The sequence below is a fragment of the Telluria sp. ZB4P36 genome (assembly GCF_059685865.1).
In genome coordinates this window covers 60,710-76,165 of record NZ_JCASIE010000016.1, presented here as the reverse complement: position 1 = coordinate 76,165, position 15,456 = coordinate 60,710, and the positions used below count along the sequence as shown (strand labels likewise).

General features: G+C 69.3%; 14 protein-coding genes. 13 read left to right on the top strand and 1 reads right to left on the bottom strand.

Annotated elements, in window-relative coordinates; all coding sequences use genetic code 11:
- Positions 1–97: 97 nt before the first annotated feature.
- The 6 genes from AC56LK_RS19095 (at position 98) to adk (ending at position 3,898) form a co-directional block, all read left to right on the top strand.
- A complete protein-coding gene (locus AC56LK_RS19095; protein WP_497186062.1) occupies positions 98–703 on the top strand; it encodes a MotA/TolQ/ExbB proton channel family protein in 606 nt (201 codons plus the stop codon).
- Positions 703–1,146 (top strand): ExbD/TolR family protein, encoded by a 444-nt coding sequence (locus AC56LK_RS19090; protein WP_497186100.1) that lies wholly within the window; start codon positions 703–705, stop codon positions 1,144–1,146. Before AC56LK_RS19095 ends, AC56LK_RS19090 begins: the two co-directional genes overlap by 1 nt.
- A complete protein-coding gene (gene lpxK, locus AC56LK_RS19085) occupies positions 1,143–2,168 on the top strand; it encodes a tetraacyldisaccharide 4'-kinase (protein WP_497186099.1) in 1,026 nt (341 codons plus the stop codon). Before AC56LK_RS19090 ends, lpxK begins: the two co-directional genes overlap by 4 nt.
- The gene (locus AC56LK_RS19080; RefSeq protein ID WP_436106986.1) at positions 2,149–2,319 is read left to right on the top strand and encodes a Trm112 family protein; all 171 of its coding nucleotides are present in this window, start codon (positions 2,149–2,151) and stop codon (positions 2,317–2,319) included. Before lpxK ends, AC56LK_RS19080 begins: the two co-directional genes overlap by 20 nt.
- Positions 2,316–3,068, top strand: coding sequence for a 3-deoxy-manno-octulosonate cytidylyltransferase (gene kdsB, locus AC56LK_RS19075; protein ID WP_497186061.1), 753 nt, complete (start codon positions 2,316–2,318; stop codon positions 3,066–3,068). Before AC56LK_RS19080 ends, kdsB begins: the two co-directional genes overlap by 4 nt.
- A 173-nt stretch (positions 3,069–3,241) precedes the next feature.
- The gene (adk, locus tag AC56LK_RS19070; protein ID WP_436106984.1) at positions 3,242–3,898 is read left to right on the top strand and encodes an adenylate kinase; all 657 of its coding nucleotides are present in this window, start codon (positions 3,242–3,244) and stop codon (positions 3,896–3,898) included.
- Positions 3,899–3,942: 44 nt separating this feature from the next.
- Here adk and AC56LK_RS19065 read toward each other — a convergent pair whose 3' ends face one another.
- On the bottom strand, positions 3,943–4,050 hold the full coding sequence (locus AC56LK_RS19065) for a DsbA family protein (RefSeq protein ID WP_497186060.1): 108 nt from the start codon (positions 4,048–4,050) through the stop codon (positions 3,943–3,945).
- A 248-nt stretch (positions 4,051–4,298) separates the two neighbouring features.
- Between AC56LK_RS19065 and AC56LK_RS19060 the strand changes: the two genes are divergently transcribed.
- From AC56LK_RS19060 to AC56LK_RS19030, 7 genes are all read left to right on the top strand, one after another.
- Entirely contained in the window at positions 4,299–4,970 is a 672-nt protein-coding gene (locus tag AC56LK_RS19060; protein ID WP_497186059.1) for a hypothetical protein, read from the top strand.
- A 113-nt stretch (positions 4,971–5,083) separates the two neighbouring features.
- On the top strand, positions 5,084–5,842 hold the full coding sequence (locus tag AC56LK_RS19055) for a 3-hydroxyacyl-CoA dehydrogenase (RefSeq protein ID WP_497186058.1): 759 nt from the start codon (positions 5,084–5,086) through the stop codon (positions 5,840–5,842).
- A 94-nt stretch (positions 5,843–5,936) separates the two neighbouring features.
- A complete protein-coding gene (gene ggt / locus AC56LK_RS19050; RefSeq protein WP_497186057.1) occupies positions 5,937–7,718 on the top strand; it encodes a gamma-glutamyltransferase in 1,782 nt (593 codons plus the stop codon).
- Positions 7,719–7,722: 4 nt separating this feature from the next.
- On the top strand, positions 7,723–8,355 hold the full coding sequence (locus tag AC56LK_RS19045; protein WP_497186056.1) for a class I SAM-dependent DNA methyltransferase: 633 nt from the start codon (positions 7,723–7,725) through the stop codon (positions 8,353–8,355).
- Positions 8,356–8,426: 71 nt separating this feature from the next.
- A complete protein-coding gene (locus AC56LK_RS19040; protein WP_497186055.1) occupies positions 8,427–9,830 on the top strand; it encodes a hypothetical protein in 1,404 nt (467 codons plus the stop codon).
- Between the two features lie 94 nt (positions 9,831–9,924).
- Positions 9,925–11,106, top strand: a complete 1,182-nt coding sequence (locus AC56LK_RS19035; protein WP_497186054.1) for a patatin-like phospholipase family protein — start codon at positions 9,925–9,927, stop codon at positions 11,104–11,106.
- Positions 11,103–15,398 (top strand): hybrid sensor histidine kinase/response regulator, encoded by a 4,296-nt coding sequence (locus tag AC56LK_RS19030; RefSeq protein ID WP_497186053.1) that lies wholly within the window; start codon positions 11,103–11,105, stop codon positions 15,396–15,398. The genes AC56LK_RS19035 and AC56LK_RS19030 overlap by 4 nt, the downstream gene beginning before the upstream one ends.
- The last annotated feature ends 58 nt before the right edge of the window (positions 15,399–15,456 follow it).

The following is a 15,456-nucleotide window of genomic DNA, read 5'->3' as shown; positions in this document are numbered from 1 at the left end:
CACAGAACTTGTGCAGAACCTTGCACGGACTGCACTTGCCGCACTGCTAGCAACTTGTTACATTGCTGAATTGATTTCTTTACCTCAGGAGTTTCTCTTGCTCGCTATTTTCCAAGCTGCAGGCTGGCCAATCTGGCTCTTGCTGATTGCCTCGATCGTCGCCGTCGCCCTGATCGTGGAACGCCTGATCTACCTGCGCCGCGAGAAGATCCTCCCGAAGCAATTGCTGGATGAAGTGATCCGCGTCTACCGCGCCGGCAAGGTCACGCCGGAAGTCGTGGACAAGCTCGAACACAATTCGCCGCTCGGCACCGTGCTGGCCGCCGCGCTGCGCAACGTCGACGCCCCGCGCGACGTGATGAAGGAATCGATCGAGGAAGCCGGCCGCGGCGTCGCCCACGGCCTCGAGCGCTTCCTGACCACCCTCGGCACCATCGCCTCGCTGGCTCCGCTGATGGGCCTGTTCGGCACCGTGGTCGGCATGATCGAGATCTTCGGCGCCCAGAGCCCGACCGGCAACAACCCGGCCCAGCTGGCGCACGGCATCTCGGTGGCCCTGTACAACACCGGCTTCGGCCTGGCCATCGCCATGCCGGCCCTGGTGTTCTACCGCCACTTCCGCGCCCTGGTCGACAGCTTCATCGTCGAGATGGAACTGCAGGCCGTGAAATTCGTCGACGTCGTGCACGGGACCCGCAAATGATGAACTTCCGCCGCGGCCGCCAGCGCGAGGAACCGGAGATCAACCTGATCCCCTTCATCGACGTGCTGCTGGTCGTCCTCATCTTCCTGATGGTCTCGACGACCTACAGCAAGTTCACCGAACTGCAGATCACGCTGCCGACGGCCGACGCCGACAAGGTGCAGGAACGGCCTTTCGAGATCAACGTCACCATCGACGCCAAGGGCAACTACACGGTGAACAACGTGCCGGTGTCCTTCCACAGCGTGGCCGGCCTGGCCGACGACCTCAAGAACGCGGCCCGCAGCGGCGGCCCCAACGGCCAGCCGGTCAAGGACCCGGTCGTGATCGTCAATGCCGACCAGTTCGCGATGCACCAGATGGTGATCAACGTGCTGGAAGCGGCGCGCGTGGCCGGTTACGACAAGCTGACCTTCGCCGCCCAGACCGGGACCAAGAAATAAGCAGCCTCGAATCGACCCTCACCCGCGCCTGGCTGCGCCGCGGCCCGCTGGCCCTGGCGCTGCTGCCGCTCGCGCTGCTGTTCCGCCTGCTGGCCGGCGTGCGCACGCTGCTCTACCGCCTTGGCCTGAAAAAGAGCGAACGCCTGCCGGTGCCGGTCATCGTGGTCGGCAATATCTTTATCGGCGGGACCGGCAAGACGCCGCTGACGATCTGGCTGGCCGAGGCGCTGCGCGGGGCCGGCATGCGTCCGGGCGTGATCTCGCGCGGCCATGGCGGCTCCGGATCCGCGCCGCGCGCCGTGACGCCGCAGTCCGATCCGGCTGAGGTCGGCGACGAACCCCTGCTGATCGCGGCCCGCACCGGCTGTCCGGTCGTGGTCGGACGCCGGCGTGCCGAGGCGGGCAGGGCGCTGCTGGCGGCGCATCCCGACGTCGACGTGCTGATCACCGACGACGGCCTGCAGCACTACGCGCTGGCGCGCGACATCGAGATCGTCCTGTTCGACGGCCGCGGCACCGGCAACGGCTGGCTGCTGCCGGCCGGCCCGCTGCGCGAGCCGTCTTCGCGGCGCCGCGATTTCACCGTGGTGAACGCCCCCGAGATCACGCCTTCCCTGGCGGCTGCGGTCGGCGGCGAGCCCTTCCGCATGCAACTGGCTGGCGGCTTTGCCGAACCCCTGGCCAGCCCGGAAGACTGCCTGCCGCTGGCCCGGCTGAAGGGCAGGTGCATCGTCGCGGCCGCCGGCATCGGCAACCCGGGCCGCTTTTTCGCCATGCTGCGCGCGGCCGGACTGGCGTTCAGGGAGCTGCCGCTGCCCGACCACCACGATTTCCTCGACCGTCCTTTCGACGGCGTGGACGCCGATGTCATCCTGATCACGGAGAAGGATGCAGTAAAATGTCGGCAACTTGATAACCTGAAGGACGATCCGCGCTTGTGGGTCGTGCCGGTGACGGCGCGGATCGACCCCGCGCTGGCCGAACAAATCGTGGAGAAATGTCGTGGACGCTCGACTGCTTGATATCCTGGTCTGCCCGCTGTGCAAGGGCCCACTCCAGTACGACAAAAAGGCGCAGGAACTGATCTGCAGCCCCGACCGCCTGGCATACCCGATTCGCGATGGTATCCCGATCATGTGGGCTGACCAGGCGCGCAAGATCGAGCCGGTATGAGCTTTACGGTCATCATCCCGGCACGGCTGGCCTCGACCCGCCTGCCGAACAAGCCGCTGGCCGACCTCGGCGGCAAGCCGATGGTGGTGCGCGTGGCCGAACGCGCGCGCGCATCGGGTGCGGCCCGCATCATCGTGGCCACCGACGCGCCCAGTATCCTGGACGCCTGCGCCGCCCACGGCATCGAGGCCTGCATGACCCGCGCCGACCATCCGTCGGGCACCGACCGCATCGCCGAAGTCGCCCAACAGCTGGGCCTGGCGCCGGACGACGTCGTGGTCAACCTGCAGGGCGACGAGCCGCTGATCGACCCCGGCCTGCTGGCCGCCTGCGCCGCGCGCATCCGCGACGGCGTGCCGATGGCGACCGTTGCCCACCCAATCCACGCGCTTGCCGACGTGTTCAACCCGAACGTGGTCAAGGTGGTGCTCGACAAGGCGGGCAGGGCGCTGTATTTCTCGCGCGCCACTATTCCGTGGCATCGTGACGCCTTCGCTGCGACCCAGGATTCGCTGCCGGCAGGCTACGCGCCGCTGCGCCACGTCGGCCTTTATGCCTACAGCAACGCTTTCCTCCAGGCCTACCCGTCGCTGGTACCGTCGCCGCTCGAAACCATTGAGGCGCTGGAGCAGTTGCGCGTGTTGTGGCACGGCTATCCGATCGCCGTGCACATCACGGACGGCGCGCCGCATGCCGGCGTCGACACCCCCGACGACCTGGAGCGCGTGCGCCGGCACTACGCCATTTGAAGCGATCTTTTGCGTATCTGTGCCACATCAAAACGGGTTGGTGGAATGCCCGGGGATTGGCGTAAAAGCTGACTTTTGTGGTAACTTTCGTGTCAAGGTAGCCAGATATGCATCAAGCGAACTCGTTCGCCACCATAAAAATTATCAACATCCTCTAAGAATCTAGGAAACTCATGCGTCTCATTCTGTTAGGAGCACCCGGCGCCGGTAAGGGCACCCAGGCCAATTTCATCAAGGAAAAGTTCAACATTCCTCAGATTTCCACCGGCGACATGCTGCGCGCCGCCATCAAGGCCGGGACCGAACTGGGCATGGCTGCCAAGAAGGTGATGGATGCGGGCCAGCTGGTCTCCGACGACATCATCATCGGCCTGGTGAAAGAGCGCCTGAAAGAGACCGATTGCGCCAACGGCTACCTGTTCGACGGCTTCCCGCGCACCATCGCGCAGGCCGACGCCATGAAGGACAGCGGCGTGGCGATCGACTACGTGCTGGAAATCGACGTGCCGGACGAGCTGATCGTCGAGCGCATGTCGGGCCGCCGCACCCACGCCGCCTCGGGCCGCGTGTACCACACCAAGTTCAATCCGCCCAAGGCCGAAGGCATCGACGACCTCACCGGCGAGCCGCTGGTGCAGCGCGACGACGACAAGGAAGAAACCGTCCTGAAGCGCCTGTCCGTGTACCACAACCAGACCGAAGTCCTGCTCGGCTACTACAACAAGTGGGCCCAGTCGGGCCTGCCGGGCGCACCGAAGTACCGCAAGATCTCGGGCGTCGGCCCGGTCGAGCAGGTGCGCGATGCAGCCTTCGCGGCGCTGTCGGAATAAATACTCAGCAACTTGAGCAAACGGCCCCGCGGGGCCGTTTTGTTTTACAGGTAGCGCTCCACCGCCGCCGTCAGCGCTTCGCGGTCCGAATCCCCCTGGTAGCGCTCGCCATTGATGAAAAAGCTCGGCGTCCCGCTCGCCCCCAGCGCCACTGGAAATCCCCATACTCGACGATGACGATGTCGGCATCCGGTTTGCCGCGCACGTGGTCGTGTTCCGTGATCTGCACCTGGCGCATCCCGCTCCCCCTGAAGGTGAGGGCCCGATCTTCGCATGCCTGCCGCCGGGCACGCCGCCCGTTACCATCCATCAATCCTGTCAGTGCGTGTTTCGCGTGCGCCCGCGCGAGCTGCACAGGCAGATAATGGTCCTCCACTATTCGAATCGCATGAGGTGCACCATGAGTCCCATCAAGTCCATGATTGCCGTGCTGTTCGCGCTGGGTTCGGCGGGCGCGCCGGCCCAGAACCAGGTAGCGCCGCAGCCGCCGACCGGCAAGCCGGTGTCCGACAGCGCCACCTACGGCCCGGTGCTGACGCCCCGATCGGCCCCCGCCGCCCAGCAGCCGACCCAGAACGGCAGCCAGGCCATCGGCGAGGGCCGGCCGCAGGCGCAGGAAGAACGTGCCGGCCAGCCGCCGGTGACCGGCAAGCAGAACGAAGTCGATCCCTCGGCCCGCCCGGCGCCGGAGACCGTGCAGCCGCAAACGCCGCCGCAAATCCCGCAAACCCCGCAGATGCAGCCGAAGACCCAGCAGGAGCTCCAAGGGCGCCCCGAGCCGAAGCAGCAAACGAAGAAGGACAAGCAGGCCCAGCGCCGTCCGGGCGCGGTCCAGCGCGTCGAAGCCACGCCGCGCATCGTCGCCCCGGCGCCCGCGCCGGCTGCGCGCGCCGGGACGCCGGCGGTGCCGACCCCGGTCGGCCCGACCTCCAGCCAGGTGGTGGGCTGCGTGGGCGGCACCTGCACCGACGCCGCCGGCGCCACCTACAACGCCGGCGGCCCCGGCAACACCACGGTCAGCAGCAACGGCCGCCTGTGCACCCAGAACGGCGCCAATATGCAGTGCCTGTGAGGCCGTGACATGGTTTTTCTTGCTAAAAGTTCGCTACAATGCCGCTGTTTGACGTTTACGTTAACGTAAGACCGCTTGACCTCAGCACACTAGAACTTTTAAAAGGGAAAACCATGCAAATTCAGAACAATGTGTTCATCGTGACCGGTGGCGCCTCGGGCCTTGGAGCAGCCACCGCGCGCATGATCACCGAAGCGGGCGGCAAGGTCGTCATCGCCGACGTGCAGGCGGACGCCGGCGCGGCCCTGGCAGCCGAGCTGGGCGGCCAGTTCGTCAAGTGCGACGTCACCTCGGAAGCCGACGGCCAGGCGGTCGTGGACGCCGCCGTCAAGCTGGGCACGCTGCGCGGCCTGGTCAACTGCGCCGGCGTGGCGCCGGCCGTCAAGACCGTCGGCAAGGACGGCCCGCATCCGCTGGATGCCTTCCAGCGCGCCGTGAACATCAACCTGGTCGGTACCTTCAACATGTGCCGCCTGGCGGCCGACGCCATGGGCAAAACCGAAGCCGGCGAGTACGGCGAGCGTGGCATCATCATCAACACCGCCTCGGTCGCGGCCTTCGACGGCCAGATCGGTCAGGCCGCCTACGGCTCCTCGAAAGCGGCGGTCGCCGGCATGACCCTGCCGATGGCGCGCGACCTGGCGCGCAGCGGCGTGCGCGTGATGACCATCGCCCCGGGCATCTTCGAGACCCCGATGCTGATGGGCATGCCGCAGGAAGTGCGCGACTCGCTGGGCAAGATGGTGCCCTTCCCGCCGCGCCTCGGCATGCCGAAGGAGTATGCGCACCTGGCCAAGGCCATCATCGAAAACGTCATGCTCAACGGCGAAACGATCCGCCTCGACGGCGCGATCCGCATGCAGCCGAAGTAAGCCGGCCTGAAGGCTGCTGCCAATTGTTGTACGATTGGCAGATGTCGGGCGCGTGGCGCAAGCCGCGCGCCCGTTTTGCTTTCTGGAGAAACGATTGAACAAACTGACCCTGCCGGCTTCGACGCTGGCACTGGCGCTGGCCGGCGCCGCGCCGTCCCTGGCGCAGGACACCCGCCAGGCCGCCCCCGAAGCCGCCACCGGCTACCAGGAAAAGGCCGGCTGGCCTGCCCGGAACTACATGGTGGCCGCGGCCAATCCGCTGGCGGTGGAAGCCGGCTACCGCATCCTGAAGCAGGGCGGCAGCGCAATCGACGCCGCCATCGCCACCCAGCTGGTGCTGACCCTGGTCGAGCCGCAGTCTTCCGGCATCGGCGGCGGCGCCTTCCTGGTGCATTACGACGGCCGCAAGACCCAGGCCTTCGACGGCCGCGAGACCGCGCCCTCGAAAGCCGACGAGCGCCTGTTCCAGCGTCCCGACGGCACGCCGGTGTCGCGCACCGAGGGTGTGGTCGGCGGCCGCTCGGTCGGCGCGCCCGGCGTGCTGCGCATGCTCGAACTGGCCCACCGCGAACATGGCAAGCTGCCGTGGAAGGCGCTGTTCGCGCCCGCCATCGCGCTGTCGGAACAAGGCTTCGCGGTCAGCCCGCGCCTGCACGCGCTCCTGTCGGGCGATGCCCACCTGCGCAAGGACCCGGAAGCCGCCCGCTACTTCTACGGCAACGGCGGCAAGCCCTGGCCGGTCGGCCACGTCCTGAAGAACCCGGCGCTGGCCAGGACCCTGCGCGAGATCGCGGACGGCGGCGCCGACGCCTTCTACACCGGCCGCATCGCGCGCGACATCGCAGCCAAGGTGCAGTCCCACCCGACCAATCCGGGCCTGCTCAGCGCCGCCGACATCGCCGGCTACCAGCCCAAGGTCCGCACCCCCGTGTGCAGCGACTATCGCGCCTATACGGTATGTGGCATGCCGCCGCCTTCTTCCGGAGGCATCGCCGTGGCCCAGATGCTGGGCATGTTCGAGACCATGGACATGCGGGCGCTGGCGCCGTCCAACGGCGTGCCGGGCCCGGACGCGCTGCACGTGTTCAGCGAAGTGGGGCGCCTGGCCTACGCGGACCGCAACCGCTATGCCGCCGACACCGACTTCGTGCCGCTGCCGGGGCGCGGCGTGCCGAGCCTGATCGACAAGACCTACCTGGCCGCGCGTGCCGGGCTGGTGGGGCCGCGCTCGATGGGCGAGGCGCCGGCCGGCAAACCGCCCGGCATGGAGATGGCCTGGCACTGGGGCAGGGACAACGCCATCGAGACCCCGTCCACCTCGCACGTGGCAGTGGTCGACGGTTACTTCATGGGCCTGGCGATGACCACCACCATCGAAGACGCCTTCGGTGCGCGCCAGATGGTGAACGGCTTCATCCTCAACAACCAGCTGACCGATTTTTCCTTCGCCTCGCGTGACGCCGACGGCCCGATCGCCAACCGCGTGGAAGCGGGCAAGCGCCCGCGCAGCGCGATGTCGCCGACCGTGGTGTTCGACCGCCAGACCGGCAAGCTGGTGCTGACGGTCGGCTCGCCCGGCGGCCCGGCCATCATCAACTACGTCGCCAAGGTGCTGGTCGGGACCCTCGACTGGGGCCTCAACGTGCAGCAGGCGATCGCCCTGCCGAACTTCGGCAGCCGCAACGGTCCGACCGAACTCGAAGTGGGGCGCTTCCCGTCCACCACCATCGAGGCCCTGAATGCGCGCGGCCACAAGGTGCGCCTGGGCGAACAGACCTCGGGCCTGCATGGCATCCAGCGCATCGAGGTGCATGGCGTGCCACTGTGGTACGGCGGGGCGGACCCGCGCCGCGAAGGCGTGGCGAAAGGCGACTGAAGGCATGGAAGCGCCGTCGATCGCCGCCGCCTATGACGCCCTGGCCGAACGCTGGCGCGACGGTGTCTTCGACGGCGCCAACGGCATGCGCCAGCACCGGCAGGCGCTTGGCTTCCTCGAGCACGGGGCCGATGGCTGGGCCCTGAACGTCGGCTGCGGCGGCAATACCCGTTTCAATGGCCTGCTGCGCGAACATGGCTTGCAGATCGAAGGCGTCGATGTCTCGGGGCGCATGATCGGCATGGCCCGTGCCGCCGACCCGGCGGTGGTCGTGCACCAGGCCGACGTCACGGCCTGGCCGCTCCCGCGCGCCTACCGCTTCATCACGGCCTGGGACAGCATCTGGCACCTGCGGCTGGAGCAACAGCGTCCGCTGATGCTGAAGCTGATGCGCGGGCTGGAACCGGGCGGGGTCTTCGTTTTCTCGGCGGGCGGCCTCGACCGGCCCGATGAACATGTCGACGCCACGATGGGCCCCGCGGTCCATTACAGCACCCTCGGGATCCCGGGACTGCTCGAGGTGGTGGAGGAAGGGGGCTGCGTCTGCCGGCACCTCGAATTCGACCAGTATCCGGAGAAGCACCTGTTCGTCGTCGTGCAACGGCCGACAGCCGGTGACGAAATCATGACGCCCTGAGGACAATCTTGCGACAGACGGGGCGCCGCGCCTGCCTACGATGAGGGGACTCCTTCCTCATCGTGACGACCATGCGCCCCACTACCAGCCTTTCCATCCTTTCCGCCAGCCTGTTTTTCCTGCTTTCCGCCTGCGGCGGTGGAGGTGGGGACGCAGGCAATGACGGCGGCAACGGCAACCGTCCGCCGCCGGTCCCGACGTCGGTCGAACACCGTGTCACCGGCGAAGCCATCGTCAAGGTACGCAGCAGCGGCGGTGGCTGGGTGGCGCTGGCCGAGAAGCTGGAACCCTCCTTCGTGCCCCTGCTGCGCCCGATACGCCGCCTGCTGGTGGCCGAAGGCGCGACGCCAACGGGCGGCTACACGCCGCCGCAAGGCTGGTCGCTGCTCGACTTCGCCGTCCACCCCAGCCGCGAGATCAGCGTCGTCATCGCAACGGACAGCCAGGTGCGCCTGCTGCGCCTGGACCGGCGCGGCGCGCCCATCGGCACCCTCGATTTCCAGGACGCCGCCATCCCAGACGACCCCTTTATCGGCGAACCCCTCTACATCCCCGACCACAAGGCATTGCTGCCGCGCGCCACCCGCGACGCCGTGCGCCTGGCGCCCCTCGGCGAGCACCTGGCGCTGGCCCTGCACACGGCGCGCAATTCGATCCTCGCCTACCGCTACTCCTACGGCGCCGCCGGTTTCGTGCGCAGCTGGCGCACCCTGGTCGAACCCGGCGTCTTCGTTGGCGGCCGCTCGGCCATCACCGGCACGTATGATCCCTTCGGCGGCCTGGCCGGACAGTGGCAGGTGCTGCTGGATGCCGACGCCAGCGGGCGCATCGCCGTGGGCGTCAACCTGAATCCGACCGACTACGCCGCCGGCCATGCCGAGCATTTCAGGGAAGCGCTGCCGGCCGACTTCTACAGCGGCGCATTGATTACCGAACTGGCGGCCGACGGACGCCGGGTCGGCACCAGTTATCTCGACACACGGGTGCCGACCGAACTGAAAGCCGTGCGCTGGCATGGCAATGCGATCGTCGCGGTCGGCCGCCTGCTGCCGGCCCGCTTGCCGGACGGCCATGGATGGGATGGGATGCTGAGCGTGATTCCGGCCGGCCGGACGGGACGGGCCGCCTACCATGCGGTCGATATCGACAAGGGCGACGTGCTGCTCGACGTCGCCTCCTTGCCGGATGGGCGCCTCCTGGCGGCGGGCAGCACCGGCTACTGGCAGAACCCGACCGGCGCCAGCATTTCCGAGCAGGCCAGGCCGCTGCTGGCTGTCCTCGACAGCGAGGGCAGGGTGCGCGAGCAGCTGAGCGTTGCCGCCGGACCGCGCCACAACCAGTTGCGCTCGGTGGCGCCATATGACGGCACCTGGCTGGGTGCGGGCATGGAGAACGGGCCGGGTACGCATTCGGCCGATGCGGATTCTGCCTTGCTGCGGGCAGACGGCTACGTGCGCAGCCTCCGGGTTCCCTGAGACTGAGGAACAGAAAGCGGTCTGAACGTCAGCGAAAACCAACTAACAAGCATTTATTTCCCAAGAGATACCGGACTTTTGCTAAGCTTGGCGGGTGGACAGCAACGAGAAAACAGGCCTGGTCCTCACAGGCGGTGGAGCGCGCGCCGCCTACCAGGCCGGCGTGATGCATGCGATCGCCCGCATTCTCGCCGACGCCGGCCGTCCGGCCCTGCGTTCGCCCTTCGACATCATCTGCGGCACCTCGGCCGGCGCGCTGAACGCCACCGCGCTGGCCTGCCGCGCCGACGACTTCACCAGCGCCGTGCGCGGCCTGCTGGGCGTGTGGGAAGGCGTGGCCGCCCACCAGGTCTACCGCGCCGATTCGCTCGCCGTGCTGCGCTCGGGCGCACGCTGGCTGTCGCTGCTGTCCTTCGGCTGGCTGTTGCGCAAGTGGCATGCTGCGCCGCCCCAGTCCCTGCTCGACAACACCCCGCTGGCCGGCCTGCTGCACCGCGCGCTCGACCTGCCGCGCCTCGATGCCGCCCTGGCCGACGGCGTGCTGCACGCGCTGGCGATCACCGCTTCCTCGTACTCCAGCGGCCACCACATCACCTTCTACCAGTCGGCGCGAGAGATCGCGCCCTGGCTGCGCCACCAGCGCCTGGCGCTGGCGACCCAGATCAGCGTCGAGCACCTGCTGGCCTCGAGCGCGATCCCCTTCATCTTCCCGGCGGTGCCCCTGTACCTGGGCGGGCGGCGCGAATACTGCGGCGACGGCTCGATGCGCCAGCTGGCGCCGATCGCGCCGGCCATCCACCTGGGCGCGACGCGCGTGCTGGTGGTGGGGGCGGGGCGCATGTCGGAGCCGGCCGTCGATCCCGCGCAAGGTGTGCTGACAAGCAGCGGCTACCCCAGCCTGGCGCAGGTCGCCGGCCATGCGCTGTCCTCGATCTTCCTCGACAGCCTGGCGGCCGACATCGAGCGCCTGCAGCGGGTCAACCAGACGCTCGAACGGGTGCCGCCCGAGGCGCGCGCCGCGCTGCCGCTGCGGCGCGTGGAACTGCTGGTGATCGCGCCGTCCGAGCGGCTCGACGACATCGCGCTGCGCCACGTCCACAGCCTGCCGGCCCCGGTGCGCACGCTGCTGGGCGGGATCGGCGCGACTGAAACCCGCGGCGCGGCGCTGGCGTCCTACCTGCTGTTCGAAGGCGGCTACACGCGCGAGCTGATCCGCCTCGGCGAACGCGACACCCTGGCCCGGCGCGACGACGTGCTGGCGTTTTTCCCGCAATGAGCGCCTTCTTCAGGCTCCTGGCCGCCACGCTGCTGCTGGCCCTGTGCGTGGGCGCCGCCGCCGCGCCGCCGCGTCCGACGCTGCGCTTCGAGCACCTGTCGGTGGCCGAAGGCCTGGCGCAGGAATCCGTGCTGGCCGTGCTGCAGGACCGCGACGGCTTCATGTGGTTCGGCACCCAGAACGGCCTGTCGCGCTTCGACGGCTACCGTGTCATCAACTACCGCAGCGTGCCGGGCAAGCCGCGTTCGCTGTCGAACAGCTGGGTGCGGGTGCTGCACCTCGACCGCCACGGCAGGCTTTGGCTGGGCACCGACGGCGGCCTCAACCTCTACGATCCCGTCACCCAGTCCTTCACCCTGTTCGTGCCGGAAGAGACTGCGCGGCGCGGCAACGGCAACCGCCACATCAACGCCATCGTCGGCGACGGCCGCGACGGCCTGTGGATCGGCACCAACGACGGCCTGCAGCACTTCGACACCGCGCTGCGCCGCTTCACCACCTGGCATCACGAGCGGGGCAACGAGCGCAGCCTGAGCGACGACAACGTCAACGCGCTGGCGCTGGACGCCGGCGGACGCCTGTGGATCGGCACCGGCGGGGGACTCGACAGCCTCGCCACCGGGCCCGCCGCCGACGCCGGCCGCGCCCACATCGAGCACCACCCGTCCGGCCTCGGGCCGCGCAGCAGCCCGGTGCATGCGCTGATGGTGGACGGCGAGCAGCGCCTGTGGGTCGGGCGCCTGGGCGGACTGGAACGGCAGGCCCTCAAGGGCCCGGAGGCGGGAACGGTGCGCCGCTTCGGCCCGGCGGACGGCATCGGCCCCTGGTGGATCACGGCCCTGTACCGCGACGCCGGCGGCGAGATCTGGATCGGCACCCATGACGACGGCCTGCTGCGCTGGCGCGGCCGCGAAGACAGCTTCGAGAGCCACCGCCACGTCGTCACCGACCGTCACAGCCTGGGCGACAACCAGGTGTCGGCGCTGTACCGCGACCGCCTCGGCACCTTCTGGGTCGGCACCTGGTACGCCGGCGTCTCGCGCGTGGACCTGGGCAGCGGCGGCTTCGCCCGCATCGTACGCAGCGCAGATGCACCGGGCCTGCCCGACACCCTGCCGGACAACAAGGCGCGTGCGCTGCTCGCCGATGCGCCGGGCCAGGGACAGAAGCTGTGGGTCGGCACCGCCACCGCACTGAACCACGTGGACCCGGCCACCGGCGCCACCACCGTGTACCGCCACGAGGCGAACCAGCCGAACAGCCTGGGCGGCCTGCCGGCATCGGCGCTGGCGCGCGACCGCAAGGGCCTGCTGTGGATCGGCAGCCGAACCGGCCTGAGCTCGTTCGACCCGAAGACGCGGCGTTTCACGCGCCTGGCGCTGCCCGGCGACGCCGACGCCAACAACGTGCGCGGCCTGTATGCGACGCCGGACGGCAGCATCTGGGTCGCCACCCGCGGCGGCCTGCACCGGCTCGACCCCGCCACCCGCAAGGTCGAGAGCTGGCGCCACGATCCGTCCCGGTCCACCAGCCTGGCAGACGACATCGTGCGCCCGATGCTGCAGGACCGGCGCGGCCGCATGTGGATCGGCACCTTCGACGGTCTCGACCTGATGGACCGCGGCAGCGGGCGCTTCCGGCACTTCCGCCACGATCCCTACGATGCGGCAAGCCTGAGCCACGACGAGGTGCATGCCCTGTTCGAGGACAGCCGCGGCGACGTCTGGGTCGGCACGGCGGTGGGCCTGAACCGCATGGTCACGGCCGGCGACGGTTCGGTGAGCTTCGTGCGCTACACGACGCGCGAAGGGCTGCTGGACGACGCGGTGGCCGCCATCCTGGAAGACGAGGACGGCCTCCTGTGGGTCAGCACCACCAGCGGCATCTCCCGCCTCGATCCCGAGTCGGGCCGCTGGCGCAACTACACCGCCGCCGACGGCCTCACCGAGGGAGCCTTCTTCGACTCCTCGGCGGTGCGCGGCGCCGGCGGCGTCCTGTACTTCGGGGGCTTCAACGGCATCACCGCCTTCGACCCGCGCGCAATCCGCGACAACCGGGTGGCGCCGCGTCCCGTCATCACCGGCCTGACGATCTTCAACAAGCCGGTCGAGGAGGTGCTGCCCGGCCTGCTCAAGGGGCCGGTCGAGCATGCCGAGACGGTGACGCTGCCGGCCGGCGCCTCGGTGTTCTCGCTGGAATTCTCGGCCCTGCACTTCGCCGCGCCCGAGCGCAACCGCTTCGCCTACCGCCTCGACGGCTTCGACCGCGACTGGGTGCAGGGCGATGCGAGCAAGCGCTTTGCCACCTACACCAACCTCGATCCCGGCACCTACGTGTTCCGCCTGCGCGCGGCCAACAAGGACGGCGTCTGGAGCGAGCAGGTGGCGGCGCTGGCCATCACGATCGAGCCGCCGCCCTGGGGCACGCCCTGGTTCCGCGCCATCGCCGTGCTGCTGCTGGCGACGCTCGGCTACACCGGCGTGCGCATGCGCATGTCGGGATTGCGGCGCCAGAAGGAGCAGCTGGCGCGCCAGGTCGGCGCGCGCACCGAGCAGGTCGAGCAGCAGAACCGCATGCTCGAGCAGCAGACCCAGGAACTGCGCGACCAGGAGAAGCGCGTGCGCCAGCAGTCCAACGAGCTGGCGCGCGCCTACCGCGCGCTGCAGGAGAACGAGGAGTTCCTGCGCCAGGCCAAGCAGCGCGCCGAGGACGCGACGCGCCAGAAGTCGGAATTCCTGGCCAACATGAGCCACGAGATGCGCACCCCGCTGGCGGGCGTGATCGGCATGCTCGGCTTCGCGCTGCGCGACCCGCTGCTGCGCGCGACCACGCGCGAGCAGATCGAGCGCGGCCAGGGCAATGCCCAGGCCCTGCTGGCGATCATCAACGACCTGCTCGACTTCTCCAAGATCGAGGCGGGCAAGCTGAGCATCGAGAACATCGACTTCGACCTGCACGCGATGATCCGCAACGTGGCCAGCCTGTTCGAGGAGCAGGCGGCCGGCAAGAGCGTCGACTTCGACGTGTCCTTCGACCCGGCCTTGCCGCGCTTCGTGGTGGGCGACCCGACCCGCCTGCGCCAGGTGCTGGTCAACCTGGTCGGGAATGCCTTCAAGTTCACCCGCACCGGTTCCATCTACCTCGGGGTCGAGCTGCGCGAGGACGACCAGGTGCGCGGCGAGGGCTGGCACATGCTGCGCTTCACGGTGCGCGACACCGGCATCGGCATCCCGGCCGACGCGCTGCCGCGCCTGTTCCAGAAGTTCGAGCAGGCCGACACCACCACCACGCGCCGCTACGGCGGCACCGGCCTGGGGCTGGCGATCTGCCGCCAGCTGGTGGCCCTGATGGGCGGCTCCATCGGCGTCAACAGCGCCGAGGGCAAGGGCAGCACCTTCAGCGTGGTGCTGCCGCTGGCCGACGGCGTCGAGCCGCCGCACGCGGAACAGGCGCCGCGCGCGCCGCACACCCACCGCCTGCGCGTCCTGTGCGCCGAGGACTTCCCGACCAACCAGATCATCGCCCGCACCATGATCGAGGACATGGGCCACCAGGTCGACATCGCCGAGAACGGCGCCCAGGCGGTGCAGATGTGCGCGCGCACGCGCTACGACCTGATCCTGATGGACGGGCGCATGCCCGAGATGGACGGCGCCACCGCGACGCGGATCATCCGCGCCGGCGGCACGCCGGATGCGCGGGTGCTCGACCAGCACCTGATGATCGTGGCCCTGACCGCCAACGCCAGCGGCGAAGACCGGGCCCGCTACCTGGCCTGCGGCATGGACGCCTTCCTGACCAAGCCGATCGACGAGGACGCGCTGCACCAGCAGGTCTCGCGCGCCATCGAGCGCCAGCTGGCGCGCGGCATCGCGCTGCCGCCGATGCCGGAAGGCGCCGCGGCCCTGGCGCAGCCGCAGGCGGCGGTGCCGCCGCTGGCCGCGCTGGATGCGATGTTCGGGGTGCAGCCCGCGGCGCAGCCGGCGGGCGAGGCGGGACCGCTGAATCCGGGCCGGCGCGCCGACGACCTGGCGGCGCGCCTGCGCGCCGCCTTCGCCGCCGACCTGCCGCGCCGCCGCGCCGAACTCGAGGCGGCCCTGCAGGCAGACGACCAGGACGCGGCGGGCAGGGTGCTGCACGGCCTGCGCGGCAGCGCCGCCTACCTGGGCGAAGCGGCGCTCGGCCAGCTGTGCGCCGAGCTGGAGGCCGCCGCCGACCGCGGCGACCGCGAACGCCTGCTGGCCGGCGTCGCGCGGCTGGGCGTGCAGCTGGCCGCCTTCCAGCCTTCCTGAGCATTTCCGTGCTCGCCCCAGCTCGCCTTCCCTAGTAAGATGGCGCCAACACACTTGT

What these genes read in the sequence shown, in the direction of transcription:
- AC56LK_RS19090 (WP_497186100.1), top strand. Translation starts at nt 703, where the DNA reads ATGAACTTCCGCCGCGGCCGCCAGCGCGAGGAACCGGAGATCAACCTG.
- kdsB (WP_497186061.1), top strand. Translation starts at nt 2,316, where the DNA reads ATGAGCTTTACGGTCATCATCCCGGCACGGCTGGCCTCGACCCGCCTG.
- adk (WP_436106984.1), top strand. Translation starts at nt 3,242, where the DNA reads ATGCGTCTCATTCTGTTAGGAGCACCCGGCGCCGGTAAGGGCACCCAG.
- AC56LK_RS19060 (WP_497186059.1), top strand. Translation starts at nt 4,299, where the DNA reads ATGAGTCCCATCAAGTCCATGATTGCCGTGCTGTTCGCGCTGGGTTCG.
- AC56LK_RS19055 (WP_497186058.1), top strand. Translation starts at nt 5,084, where the DNA reads ATGCAAATTCAGAACAATGTGTTCATCGTGACCGGTGGCGCCTCGGGC.
- AC56LK_RS19045 (WP_497186056.1), top strand. Translation starts at nt 7,723, where the DNA reads ATGGAAGCGCCGTCGATCGCCGCCGCCTATGACGCCCTGGCCGAACGC.
- AC56LK_RS19040 (WP_497186055.1), top strand. Translation starts at nt 8,427, where the DNA reads ATGCGCCCCACTACCAGCCTTTCCATCCTTTCCGCCAGCCTGTTTTTC.
- AC56LK_RS19030 (WP_497186053.1), top strand. Translation starts at nt 11,103, where the DNA reads ATGAGCGCCTTCTTCAGGCTCCTGGCCGCCACGCTGCTGCTGGCCCTG.